This is a genomic window from Bradyrhizobium sp. MI1.3 (assembly GCF_055811695.1).
Genome location: NZ_JBVVPQ010000071.1, coordinates 1 through 13,095 on the forward strand (window position 1 = coordinate 1; position 13,095 = coordinate 13,095).

Here is a 13,095-nt window from a genome sequence, read left to right on the forward strand (position 1 = left end):
AGCCCCGGCCGCCGTCAAATTGCTGCGTATGCAATTACTTCAGTCACGATGTGTTTCGGATGTTGTTGATTGGGGGCATCGAGCGGCAAGCGGCCGCCGCCGTCTTCACGGATTCGCCCCGTTGGTTGCTCGTGCACGGCAGCGCCGACACGTCGTCGTGGGCGGCGATGCACCGGGCCCGTTGGCGATGTAGCTACATCTTTCGCTGACTGCCTGTTCAGTAAGAATGGCCGACTAGACCTGCTCGCGCTCTGCTCTTCGCGTTTTGACCCGCAGCGCACCTCGCAACGGCTCGGCTGCACGTTCACTTGAGATCGACGCAACTTGGCGTCAGCCGATGTCACCGTTGACCCCTTACGAATTTTTGGGTGTCGTAGTTTTCTATCTTTTGATAGTCGGTCGCAATAACGGGAAGCCACTCTCTTTCTTCTTCTTCTTCTTCGGAGAGTGGGCATGAACCAGCATCCAAGTCGCATCGATCGGTAAATTCCGGGGCGCGCACTCTGCGATTCAGGTCTGAACTGGTCAGGCAGGAGTCGGGACCTATGGTGGTCCACCTGTTTGATTTGCCGAGATTACGACCGCGAGGCTACGCCCAAGTCCTCGCTAACTCATCGGGCGGTGGTGCTCGCCCTCGTCAACGGAAGGCCGCCTCAGACGGCCCTCTTTCCCTTGGTCAATCCGCGCGCATGCGGAAGGGCGTCAGGTTCGAAGCTTTGGCACAACAACCTGCGGCCATCGCTCAGCGAGTGCAAATAGAGCGGCCCCAGCGGCGATTGGGGGCCCGCGCATCTCAAGTCGCACCTTGCCTACATCACCCGCAACGGTGAGCTGGATGGCGAAACAGAGCAGGGCGCGGCCCTGGCAGGTCGTTCCGGATTGAAAGACCTGCAGCAACGGTGGGTGGATGATGCCCGTCTAGACCATAAGCGTCGCCGCGACGGATCGCTTTCGGTGAATATTATTGTGTCGATGCCGGCTGGTACAGACGCCATCGCCGTCAAGGATTCAGCCCGGGCATTTGCCATCGAAACGTTTGGCTATAATCATGACTACGTCTTCGTCCAGCACCTCGATGACAAGCATCCTCACGTGCACTTGACCGTTCGATCCCTCGGCCATGACGGAAAGCGCCTTAATCCCCGTAACGCGGACCTTCAGGCCTGGCGAGAACGTTTTTCTGGCGAACTTCGGCTTCGCGGGATCGCGGCGGAGGCAACGCCGCGGCGAATCCGCGGACGAGTTCGAAAGGCCGCGCGCGGGGCGGTCCTCGCTATGCGCAAGAGAAAGATCACGCCCGATGTTGATCGGCGTGCCCGCAACGAGGTGCTTTCGGAAGTGAAGGGCGGAAGGAGCGCCAAACACCCTTGGGACGAACAGATCAAGTCACGTCAGGATGTGATCCGGCGGCGATATCTTGATTATGCCGCCGAGCTGCAGCGCTCTGGAGCAGGAGCTCTGCGTGCGTGGACGATCACTATCCCGCGTTGGCCTTCAACCCCGCAGCCTGGATGCCCGCCACGGCACACGCCTCGTCATTGTCCGAGGTGTCGCCGGAGACGCCGACGGCGCCGAGCAGCGTCGTGCCGTCCATGATCAGCACGCCGCCGGGGACCGGCACCAGCGCGCCCTTGGCCATGGTGTTCATGGCGTCGATGAAATAGGCCTGCTCCTGCGCGCGCTGGAAGAGAGCGCGCGAGCCCATGCCCAATGCGAGCGCGCCATAGGCCTTGCCGTGCGCGATCTCGGCGCGCATCAGGCTGGTGCCGTCCTGCGCCGCGGCGATCTTGAGCACCCCGCGTGCGTCGAGGATGGTGACGACGAGCGGCTTCAGCTTCAACTCGGTGGATTTCGCGAAGGCGGCGTCGAGGATCTTGCGGGCGGTGTCGAGGGTGAGGTCAGCCACGATTGGTTTCCTTTGCAATGGGAGGGGTTGTGGATTGGGTCTTCGCACGATCGAGGCTCATCGCGAGCACGCGCGCGACGTGAAGCGCCTCGCGCTGGGCGCCGTCGTGGATCTGGTGCCGGCAGGAGGTGCCGTCGGCAACGATCAGCGTCGCCTGATCCGCGCGCCGCACGGCGGGCAATAGCGACAGCTCGGCCATCTCGATCGAGGCATCGTAGGTGTCCGCGCCATAACCGAAGGCGCCGGCCATGCCGCAGCAGCTTGACTCGATGGTCTCGACCTCAAGGCGAGGGATGAGGCGCAGCACCTGCTCGACCGGCTTGAAGGCGCCGAAGGACTTTTGATGGCAATGGCCGTGCACCAGGGCTTTGTCGGCAAGGGGGCCGAGCGGCAGTTTCAGCCGGCCGGCCTCGGCCTCGCGCACCAGGAATTCCTCGAAGGTCAGCGCGTGGGCGCCAACCGCCTTGGCGTCATCGTCCTTGCGCAGCGAGGCGAGCTCGTCGCGCAAGGTCAAAAGGCAGCTTGGCTCAAGCCCGACGATCGGGACGCCGCGCGCGGCAAAGGAGGCGAACGCAGCGACCAGACGATCGAGCTCGGACCTGGCTTCGTCGACAAGGCCAGCTGACAGGAACGTGCGGCCGCAGCACAGCGGACGGCTGCCGCTCGCGGGCTTCGGCAGATGCACGCGATAGCCGCCGGCTGCGAGCACGCGCAACGCGGCGTCGAGATTTTCGCGCTCATAGATGCGGTTGAACGTGTCGGCGAACAGCACGACCTCGCGGCCGGTTTCCGGCCCGACCGCTTCGGCCGGCGGCACGAACACGTCGCTGCGGAAGGCGGGGAGCGCGCGGCGGGCGCTGATGCCGGCAAAGCGCTCGAACAGCTTTCGCAGCAGCGGGCTGCGGTTGCGCAAATTTGCCAGCGCCGCGAAGCGTGAGGCGAGGCCCGCATAGCGCGGGAGATAGGCGACGAGCCGGTCGCGCAAGGTCAGACCGTGCGAGGCCGCGCGCGCGGCCAGCACCTCGATCTTCATCTTGGCCATGTCGACGCCGGTCGGACATTCGTGGCGGCAGGCCTTGCAGGACACGCAGAGCTTCAACGTCTCCATCATCTCGTCGGAGGAGAGTGCGCCCGCGCCAAGCTGGCCGGAGATTGCGAGGCGCAGCGTGTTGGCGCGGCCTCGCGTCACGTCCTTCTCGTTGCGCGTCGTCCGGTAGGACGGACACATCACGCCGCCCTCGAGCTTGCGGCAGGCGCCGTTGTTGTTGCACATCTCGACCGCGCCCTGAAAACCGCCGCCGGCCCCGGGATAAGCGGACCAGTCGAGCTTTGTCTTGAGCTCAGCGACGCGATACTCAGGCTTGAAGCGGAATAGCGAACGATCGTCCATCTTCGGTGCGTCGACGATCTTGCCCAAGTTGAGCACGCCATCGGGATCGAAGCGCTGCTTCACCTCGCGGAAGTCGGCGACGAGGCGCTCGCCGAACATGGTTTCGTGGAATTCGGAGCGCACCAGGCCGTCGCCGTGCTCTCCGGAATGCGAGCCCTTGTATTCGCGCACCAGTTCGAAGGCTTCCTCCGCGATGGCCCGCATCGCCTTGACGTCCTTCTCCAGCTTCAGATTCAGCACCGGCCGCACATGCAGGCAGCCTTCGGAAGCGTGAGCGTACATCGTGCCGCTGGTGCCGTGCTTGGCAAACACCTCGCCTAGCCGCGCGGTGTAGTCGGCGAGATGCGGTAACGGCACGGCGCAGTCTTCGACGAAGGAGACCGGCTTGCCCTCCTGCTTCATCGACATCATGACGTTGAGACCGGCGGCGCGGAAATCGGCGATCCCGCTCTGGAGTGCGGGCTCTGTGATTTCCACCACGCCGCCCCATTTGCGCTTGTCGTTATTCCAGTTGAAGCCGAGATCGCCCATCAGCTCGCCGAGCTGCTTCAGGCGCACGAAATTGTCCGCCTGATCCTCCTCCGCGAACTCGACCACGAGCACCGCATCCGGATCACCCTTGATCGCAGCAGAAATGATCGGCCGGAACATCGCGATGTCGCGGCCGAGTGCGAGCATGGTGCGGTCAACCAGCTCGACCGCGATCGGCTTCAGCTTGACCAGATGCTGGGCCGCGTCCATCGCCTCGTAAAAGCTGCCGAAATGGCAGACGCCGAGGGCCTTGTTGCGGATCACGGGCCAGAGCTTCAGCTCGACCTTGGTGGTGAACGCCAGCGTGCCTTCGGAGCCCACCAGCAGATGCGCCATGTTGTTGCGGGCGTTGCGCGGCACCAGCGCATCGAGATTGTAGCCGCCGACACGGCGCTGCACTTTTGGAAAGCGCGCTGCGATCTCCCCGGCCTCGCGGGCGCCGAGATCGAGCATGTCGCGGAATAGGGCACGGGCGCTGTCGTTCGCATCGAGATCGGAGAGATCGCGCGACACCTCGCCGTAATGGCTCAGCGTGCCGTCGGCAAGCGCGGCTTCCATCGACAGCGTGTTGTCGCGCATGGTGCCGTAGCGCAGGCTACGCCCGCCGCAGGAATTGTTGCCCGCCATGCCGCCGATGGTGGCGCGCGAGGCCGTGGAGACGTCGACCGGAAACCAGAGGCCGTGCTTTTTCAGCTGGCGGTTGAGGTCGTCGAGCACGATGCCGGGCTCGACAACGCAGGTGCGCCCTTCGACGTCGAGCGACAGGATCCGGTTCAGGTGCTTCGAGAGATCGACAACGAGGCCGTCATTGACGGTCTGGCCGCATTGCGAGGTGCCGCCGCCGCGCGGGGTCACCTTCAGTCCCTCGTCGCGCGCGATCGCCAGCGCCCGCAAGGCCTCGTCCATGGTGCGCGGCACCACCACGCCAGTGGGCACGATCTGGTAGAAGGAAGCGTCCGTGGCGTAGCGCCCCCGGCTGAAAGCGTCGAACAGGACGTCGCCGGTCATTTCCCGGGCCAGACGTGCCGCGAGGCCGTCCTTTTTGGCCGATTCCTGTGATTTCCCGGGCACTTCCGCCGCCATGGTCCGCTCTTGCCTGTTCGCTGCCCCCGTCTTGCCTCCGGTCACGGCCCTTGGCAAGGCGAGCCCTGCTTCTTGTGCATTGACGGACCCCGCCGGGCGAGGGACAAGCCCGGCGAATAGTGATATTCGAGCGGCTTGCGCACCCCTTGAGGCCAAAGGGCTCGAAGTCAAGTTGAGCTCAAAGCCAAGACAGACGCAAAAGACAGACTCAAGGACCGGGAAGGACGCCGATGACCGTGCACACTGGAAGGCATTTTCTCCAGATTCCAGGACCGACCAACGTGCCCGACCGGGTGCTGCGGGCCATGGACATGCCGACGCTGGATCACCGCGGTCCGGAGTTCGCAGAGCTCGGTTTCGCCGTCCTCGCCGGCATGCAGCGGGTGTTCCGCACCAAGCAGCCCGTGATCATCTTCCCCTCGTCCGGCACCGGCGCTTGGGAAGCTGCGATGGTCAACGTGCTCGCGCCCGGCGACAAGGTGTTGATGTGCGAGACCGGCCAGTTCGCTGTGCTGTGGCGCGGCATCGCCGACAAGTTCAAGCTCGACGTCGACTTCATCCCGAGCGACTGGCGCCATGGTGCCGATCTCGCCGAGATCGAGAAGCGCTTGGCCGCCGACAAGCAGCACACGATCAAGGCGGTCTGCGTCGTCCACAATGAGACCTCGACCGGCTGCGTGACGCCGCCGCTCGACGTGCGCAAGCTGCTCGACCGGGTCAAGCATCCGGCGCTGTTGATGGTCGACACCATCTCCGGCCTCGGCTCGATCGAGTACGAGCACGATGCCTGGGGCATCGACGTCTCGGTCGCCGGCTCACAGAAGGGCCTGATGCTGCCGCCGGGCCTCGGCTTCAACGCCGTCTCGGAGAAGGCGCTCGCGGTGGCCAAGGCCAACCCCGGCATGCGCTCCTATTGGGACTGGCAGGAGGTCATCGGCTTCAACAAGCTCGGCACCTTCCCCTATACGCCGGCCACCAATTTGCTCTACGGCCTGCGCGAGGCGATCAAGATGCTGGAAGAGGAGGGGCTCGAGAACGTCTGGACCCGCCACAAGCGCCACAGCGCGGCGACGCGCGCCGCGATCAAGGTCTGGGGCCTGGAGACGCAGTGCGCCGATCCTGCCGCGCATTCGCCGGCGCTGACCGGCGTGCGCGTGCCTGATGGCCATGACGCCGATGCCTTCCGCAAGGTGGTGCTGGAAAACTTCGACATGTCGCTCGGCACTGGCCTGAACAAGGTCAAGGGCAAGGTGTTCCGCATCGGCCATATCGGCCATTTCAACGACCTGATGCTGATGGGGACGCTCGCCGGCGTCGAGATGGGCCTCGATCTTGCAAAGATCCCGCACCGGAGCGGCGGCGTGTTGGCGGCCATGGACGTCCTGAAGGGACGCGACGCGGTGCCGATGACCAAAGCTCAGGTGGCCTGAAGGCCCAGGTTGCCTGAGCCAACTTCGAGAAAAGAGAGCGCGCGATGAACGCACCGACGACCGCCAACGAAGACCTGCTCTACTCCGTCACGGACGGCATCGCGCGGATCACCTTCAACCGCCCGCAGGCGCGCAACGCACTGACCTTCGCCATGTACGAGCGCATGGCGGAGATCTGCCAGGAGATCAACACCGACCGCTCGATCAAGGCGCTGATCCTGACCGGCACCGGCGACAAGGCGTTTGCCTCCGGCACCGACATTTCTCAATTCCGTGCGTTCAAAACCGCGCAGGACGCACTCGACTATGAAGCGAGGATCGACCGCGTGCTCGGCACGCTGGAGCAGTGCCGCGTGCCCGTGATCGCGGCGATCGCGGGGGCATGCACCGGTGGCGGCGCCGGAATTGCGGCCTGCTGCGACCTCCGCATCGGGACTGAAGCGACGCGCATCGGCTTTCCGATCGCGCGCACGCTCGGCAACTGCCTGTCGATGTCGAACATCAGCCGCGTCGTCTCGCTGGTCGGCCCCGCCCGCACCAAGGATCTGATCTTCAAGGCGCGCCTCGTCGAGGCGCCGGAAGCTCTGGCGCTCGGCCTCCTCAACGAGATCGTCCCTGATGTCGAGACGCTGCAGCGCCGCGCCGACGAAACCGCCAGGCTCGTGGCGAGCCACGCCCCGCTGACGCTTGAAGCGACCAAGGAGGCAGTGCGCCGCATCCGCCGCACGCTGTCGCGCGAAGAAGGCGAGGATCTGATCCTTAAGGCCTATATGAGCGAAGATTTCCGCGAGGGAATGGACGCCTTCCTCAACAAGCGCACGCCGAACTGGAAGGGCAAGTAGCGCGCGTCCTCTGCCGGTTGCGCCGTGCAACTATTCAATTCAAGTGGTTCCGCCTGTCGGAATCACAATTGCCCGCTTCTCCCTTTATGCGAAGCCGGCATGCCGTTCTTGTTCGTCGACCAGCTGGACGTCCAGGTGCCGCAGACCACGGCACTGAATGATGCGGCCAGCGGCCGTGTCAGGGTGATCTTGGGCGTCTCCGGCCAATGGCAGGCGGGAAGTAGGGGGCCTCGTCAACTCACGACGTCGGCTCACCAAGCGTATTTGAACACGCCCTTGCCGGAATAGCTGGTGACATTGCTGGAGAACTCGCCGTCGAAGGTGCCGGCGATCGAGAAGCCGCTCAGCCATTTCATCTCGGCGCTGGCGCTGACGAGCGCGGAGTCGGCGTCGACCCGAGCGCCGTTCACGATGAAGCTGGTGCCCGGCAGGGTCTGGAACAGCGCGGTGACGGCGCGACCCGGATTGTAGTCATGCGCCCAGGCGGCGCGACCGCGCAGCGTCAGCACGCCATTCTGCATCGCGTACGATTTGTCGGTGCGCAGGCCGAGCTCGGAGCGGGTGTCGGTCAGCGATTGCGAGGCATAGTTCAACGCGAACAGTCCGCCGCCATTGAGGCTGACTTCGGAGTAGTTGGGCAGGTTGAAGTTCGTCACCTGCGCTGCCGTATAGGGGGTGAGGCCTATCATCGGCGTCGCGAAGCGGTAGCCGCCCTCGAAGCGGGCCGAGAAGGTGTCGGCCTTGAAGCGGCCCTGCAACTGGTCGAAGCCGCCGGGCGCCACGGTGCGGTTGGTGGTGACGTCGTGCCAGCCATAGGCGAGCGCGGCGGAAATATAGGCAGGTCCGAAATTGTGCCGGCCGTAGACGCCGGCCTGGAACAGGTCTGCTGAGCCCGAACCCATCGCATTGGCGAGCGAGTAGCTCAGTCCACCGCCGCCGAGCGCGAAGCCGACCAGCGTGTCCACCGAAACCCTGTAGTCGGCGCCGGCCGCGCCGCCCCAGACCCGCGCGGTCAGGTCTTGCGAGCCGATTGGCGCATTGCCGCCGACTTGTGCCGAGCCGCCATAGCCGGCAGTCCAGAGGCTCCAGCGGCTGGCCGGCTGCGAGACGAGCAGCGGCGCCTTGGTCGCCATCGCATAAGCCTCGCGCTCGCGCGCGTTGGCCGGACGCATGGACGCATAGGCGGCCGCGTCGTCGCTCTCGGCGAATTGCGCCACGCTGCCCGCCTTGGCGAAACCGCCCGAGCGGCCGATGACGGTCGGGTCGAGCATCAGATTGAGGAATTGCCCGTCAGCATTGATCGCGGACTGGATAATGCCGGCGCCGAGTTCGCCCGAGGCCGTGGTCAGTCCGGCCGGCGTCAGCGCAGCGAAGGCTGCCGGAATGCCGCCGGTCGAGTTGAAGAAGTTGGTCAGCGTGTTTGCAACGTTTTGCTGGTTGACGGTGAGGCCGCCCCCGCTCGGCGCGAAGTTGACGCCGATGTTGAGGAACACATTGTTAGTGCCGTAGCTCAGCGACGCGTTGATCGTCGGTATGTTGGAGAGGACGGCTGGGTTGAAGGCGGTGCCGCCGAAACCGCCGGTCGCCGACAGGATCGTGTACTGCTTCTTGATCGTGCCCGAGCCGAACATCGCGCTCACCGTCGCATTGCCGAGCGTTGCCGCGCCGTTGACATTGGCGAGGCTCGCATTACCGGAGGAGACCTGCACGAGATAGGTCGAGGCCGCCGTGAAGCTGAGGGGGCCGTTGATCGTTAGTGGCGCGAACGAATTCGTGCTGCTGCCGGGCGCGAGCGTACCACCATTGACGGTGACATTGCCGACGAGGCCCTGGCCGGGCAGCGTACCGCCGCCGGCGAGTGTGCCGCCGGCATTGACAGTGATCGGGCTCAGGATCGAGCCGTCCACGACGAGTTTGCCGCCGTTGATGGTGGTGGCGCCGATATAGGTGTTGGCACCGGACAGCGTCTGCGTGCCGCCGGTCAGCGTCAAGCCACCACCAGCGCCGCCGTCGTCGATGACGCCCGCAAAATTGCCGATGCCGTTGGTGATGGTCAGCGTGTTGGCGCCGATGTTGACGTTACCTGAACCCGCCAGCGACTTGATCGACGTGCCGGCGCTCAGGGCCGAGATGTCGAAGAAGCCGTCGGCGATGACATTGCGCGAGGTCGCGATGTTGCCATCGTTGCCGCCGAAGTTGATAAGATCGAGCTCGCCCCCGCTCGCGATGGTCGTGGCGCCGGTATAGGTGTTGGTGCCGTAGAGCTGCTGGGTGGCGCCGTTGGCGACCACGACGTTGCCACCGGTGCCGCCCGCAATGCCGCCATCCTGAATGACGCCGCCGAAGAAGCTGCCACTGGTGATCGTCAGTGTCTTCGATCCAAGTGCGACGATGCCGCCAGCGGTCAACGAGAACAGCGCGTTCACCGACGTGCCGGAGGTTGTTTGCGAGATGTCGAACGTACCGCCTGCGCCCGGCGTGAACGTGACGCTCGCCGAGTTCGCGATCGATCCGCTGCCTTTCAGCGCCAACGTCGCGCCGGCATCGATCTGCGTCGTATTGAAGTAAGTGTTCACACCGGAGAGGGTCTGCGTTCCGCCAGCGACGTCAAATCCACCGGTGCCCTGGATCACGCCCGCGAACTCGGTCGAGCCGTTGGTGATGAACAGTCCCTTGCCGCCCATGTTGACGACGCCGCTCGAGCTGCCGGCAAGCGTCGTGATCGCCGCGGATGACGGGGTTATTGCCGAGATATCGAACGTCGCGTTTACCGTGACGACGCTGGAGCTCGCGATGCTGCCGAAGCCCGAGATCGCAAGCGTCCCCGCGGAGATCGTCGTCGCGCCGGTGTAGCTGTTGAGGCCGGTCAGCGTCATCGTGCCGGTGCCGACCTTGGTCAGTCCGCCGCCGTTGCCGGAGATCACGCCGTCGACCTGCGTCGAGGTGTTGAGGCTGCCTGTGGTGAGGGTCTTGGCGCCGAGCACGTAATTGCCGGCGCCTTCGATCGAGCCCGCGGTCATCCCGCCGCTGGTCAGGCCGGAAATATCGACCGTGCCCCCGGCATTGTTAATGAGACGCGCGCTGCCGCCCGTGCTGGAGCCATCGAAGTTCACCGTTCCGTCGTTGGTGATGGTCGAAGTGGCGGCGGTCGTGGTGTTGTGGAAGTTCAGCGTCGCCGAAGTGAGATTGTTGATCGTGGCGCTGCCGGCCGAAGCGCTGGTGAAGAAATCGATCTGGCCGCCGGCGTCGTTCGTGATGATGACGGCTCCCGCCCCGACACCGCCGCGCGCGGTGCTGCTGTTCTGGAACACCAGATTGTTGCCGGAGGTGACTTCGAAATTCTGCGTCGTCCCGGAATTGTTGACAATGCCTGCCGCGTTGACGGTGAACGGCTTGCCGATCGTGATGGAGTAGGCCTGCGCGATACTCGTGAACTGGACCGTGCCAATGACGACGACACCGTTGTTGTTGTCGACGGCCGCGCTTCCGGTGTTGGTGAACGTTGCGGTTCCGTCCGGCACGACCGGGTTGGTTGACCAGTTCGCGCCATTCGTCCAGTCGCTGGTGCCGCCGGCCCAGGTGCCGTCGACGGCATGCGCGGCGACGACGCCGAGCGCAGTGGTCGCCAGCAGGGTCGCCAAGGAGTGGCGCACGACGGATCGCAGCCCATATCCGATCCGCCCACCTGCCATCGGTTCGGCCATCTAATCTTCTCAAATCAGCAATGAATTATCGCGAGCATGCAACCCTGGCACGTACTGATGCCCGATACCCTGTGACATGATCTCATGGCGCCGCAACAGCCTGCAATGAACGGCTATCCATTCGCGCCGGGTTCTGGCCTGTTCCGCTTTGCATTTTCAGCCATCGTGGCCAATAGGCAACATATCCATGTCGCTCCCCATGCGCTCACGCGGGGAAGCGACCGGTGAAGCGGTGCGCCATATCCGCTGCCCGCGGTCGCGCGCGAGGATGGCGAGGACCTGATCCTCAAAGTCCATATAAGCGAAGATTTCCGCGAGGGAATGGACGCCTTCCTCAACTAGCGCACGCTGAACTGGAAGGGCAAGTAGCGAATCTCCGGCTTGGCTTCATCAGTCGAAAGTCACTGACAGCGTACCTGTGTGCTTGAACTCGCCCGCATTAGTCCGCACAATGCATCGATAAATTCCTGGCAAACAAAGCCAACAATCCAGGGGACGAAACTCGTGCGAATCCTAATGAAAGCTGTTGGCGTCGCAGCAGTGCTATCGTTGAGCGCGCCGGCCTTGGCTGGGTGGGAGCCGACCAAACCGGTCGAGATCGTGGTGGCGGCAGGCGCGGGCGGCGCCTCCGACCAGATGGCGCGGATGATGCAAGCCGCCATCCAGAAGAACAATCTGATGAAGCAGCCGATCGTGGTCTCGCTCAAGGGCGGGGCTTCCGGCGCCGAAGCACTGATGTACATGAAATCCAGCGAGGGCGACCCCAACAAGGTGCTGATCGCCTATTCGCTGATCTACATGTTGCCGCTGTCGGCAAAGATCCCGTTCAACTGGCGTGAGCTGACCCCGGTTTCGGTGATCGCGCTCGACCAGTTCGTGCTGTGGGACAACAGCGCGGGTCCCAAGACGGTGAAGGAGTTCGTCGCCGCGGCGAAGGCGGCGAGCGCGCCGTTCAAGATGGGCGGCACCGGCTCGAAGCGCGAGGATCACGTGCTGACCGTGTTCCTCGAGCAGAAGACTGGCGCGAAATTCTCCTATTTGCCCTACAAGTCCGGCGGCGAGGCCGCGACCCAACTCGTCGGCAACCACACCGAATCCAACGTCAACAATCCATCCGAAAATCTCGAAGTCTGGCGCGCGGGCCAGGTGCGTCCGCTCTGCGTGTTCGACAAGGAGCGAATCTCCTACACCAGCAAAGTGACGGAGACGCAGTCCTGGGCCGACATCCCGACCTGCAAGGAGGAGGGCGTCGATGTGCAGTATCTGATGCTGCGTGCGATGTTCCTGCCCGGCAAGGTCACCGCGGAACAGCAGGCGTTCTATGTCGAGCTGTTCCACAAAGTGACGCAGACCGCGGAATACAAGGACTACATGGAAAAGCAGGCGCTGAAGCCGATCTTCCTCACCGGCAAGGACATGGTGCAATTCCTCGAGGAGGACGATGCAGTCAACAAGTCGCTGATGACGGAAGCCGGATTCGTCGCGAAGTAGCCGTCTTCACCTCGCCCCGCTTGCGGGGCGAGGTCGCATCGCATCGAAGAAGCGGTGCGGGTGAGGGGGCTCTCTGCGAGTCCCTCTATCACCGTCCTCGTAGAGACTCCCCACACCCCCTCTCCCCGCAAGCGGGGAGAGGGGGAATTGAATTTACTCCGTCCCTAACGGCTCATGCCCCAAACCGATCTTGAAATCGTCGTTGACGATCCGACCGCGCCCGAAGACGACTCGCCTTCCGTCGTCTCCTCCGGCACGATCGAGATATTCGTCTGTCTCCTGTTGCTCGCGCTGGCTGCCACGCTCGGCTACGACAATTGGCGCACCGGCGCCTCCTGGGATTCGACCGGGCCGGAGCCCGGCTATTTCCCGTTCTACCTCTCCGTCATTCTCGGTGGTGCCAGCCTCTACGGCCTCATGGTGGCGCTGGTTGCGCACCGCGGGGCATCCGAAACCTTCGTCACGCGCGCGCAGGCCCGCCGCGTCATGGCAGTGTTCGTGCCGACGCTGCTGTTCTGCCTGGCGACGCAGTTTCTCGGCCTCTATGTCGCGAGCTTGCTGTTGATCGCCAGCTTCATGCGCCTCGTCGGCAAGATCGCGCTGTGGAAGTCGCTGCTCACCGCTATCGTATTCACGGCGATCATGTTCGTTACCTTCGACATCGCTTTCGACGTCATCATGCCGAAAGGGCCGCTCGAAGGGGCCTTCGGCTACTAGG

At 64.1% G+C, this 13,095-nt stretch carries 9 protein-coding genes and 1 pseudogene; 7 read left to right on the forward strand and 3 right to left on the reverse strand.

Features of this window, described 5'->3' with window-relative positions:
- Window positions 1–209 (forward strand): hypothetical protein (locus AC0L3A_RS33035; protein WP_473255910.1); only part of this gene is annotated, 209 nt, incomplete at its 5' end.
- A gap of 694 nt (window positions 210–903) precedes the next feature.
- Entirely contained in the window at window positions 904–1,596 is a 693-nt protein-coding gene (locus AC0L3A_RS33040; RefSeq protein WP_473255933.1) for a relaxase/mobilization nuclease domain-containing protein, read from the forward strand.
- Here the strand turns inward: AC0L3A_RS33040 and AC0L3A_RS33045 are convergent.
- Entirely contained in the window at window positions 1,478–1,906 is a 429-nt protein-coding gene (locus AC0L3A_RS33045; RefSeq protein WP_007601896.1) for a GlcG/HbpS family heme-binding protein, read from the reverse strand. The genes AC0L3A_RS33040 and AC0L3A_RS33045 overlap by 119 nt on opposite strands.
- Window positions 1,899–4,910 (reverse strand): FAD-binding and (Fe-S)-binding domain-containing protein, encoded by a 3,012-nt coding sequence (locus AC0L3A_RS33050; RefSeq protein WP_473255911.1) that lies wholly within the window; start codon window positions 4,908–4,910, stop codon window positions 1,899–1,901. The genes AC0L3A_RS33045 and AC0L3A_RS33050 overlap by 8 nt, the downstream gene beginning before the upstream one ends.
- 230 nt (window positions 4,911–5,140) lie before the next feature.
- Between AC0L3A_RS33050 and AC0L3A_RS33055 the strand changes: the two genes are divergently transcribed.
- The 3 genes and pseudogenes from AC0L3A_RS33055 to AC0L3A_RS33065 form a co-directional block, all read left to right on the forward strand.
- On the forward strand, window positions 5,141–6,340 hold the full coding sequence (locus tag AC0L3A_RS33055; RefSeq protein WP_473255912.1) for a pyridoxal-phosphate-dependent aminotransferase family protein: 1,200 nt from the start codon (window positions 5,141–5,143) through the stop codon (window positions 6,338–6,340).
- A gap of 44 nt (window positions 6,341–6,384) precedes the next feature.
- Window positions 6,385–7,182, forward strand: coding sequence for an enoyl-CoA hydratase/isomerase family protein (locus AC0L3A_RS33060; protein ID WP_354129491.1), 798 nt, complete (start codon window positions 6,385–6,387; stop codon window positions 7,180–7,182).
- 90 nt (window positions 7,183–7,272) lie between these two features.
- A pseudogene (locus tag AC0L3A_RS33065) lies at window positions 7,273–7,401 on the forward strand (GspMb/PilO family protein); the annotation flags it as partial.
- A gap of 32 nt (window positions 7,402–7,433) precedes the next feature.
- On the opposite strand, the gene AC0L3A_RS33070 reads toward AC0L3A_RS33065, so the two are convergent.
- Window positions 7,434–10,886, reverse strand: a complete 3,453-nt coding sequence (locus tag AC0L3A_RS33070; protein WP_473255913.1) for an autotransporter domain-containing protein — start codon at window positions 10,884–10,886, stop codon at window positions 7,434–7,436.
- Window positions 10,887–11,402: 516 nt separating this feature from the next.
- Here AC0L3A_RS33070 and AC0L3A_RS33075 point away from each other — a divergent pair.
- A complete protein-coding gene (locus AC0L3A_RS33075) occupies window positions 11,403–12,377 on the forward strand; it encodes a Bug family tripartite tricarboxylate transporter substrate binding protein (RefSeq protein WP_354169925.1) in 975 nt (324 codons plus the stop codon).
- Between the two features lie 174 nt (window positions 12,378–12,551).
- Entirely contained in the window at window positions 12,552–13,094 is a 543-nt protein-coding gene (locus tag AC0L3A_RS33080; RefSeq protein ID WP_473255914.1) for a tripartite tricarboxylate transporter TctB family protein, read from the forward strand.
- Window position 13,095 lies beyond the last annotated feature (1 nt).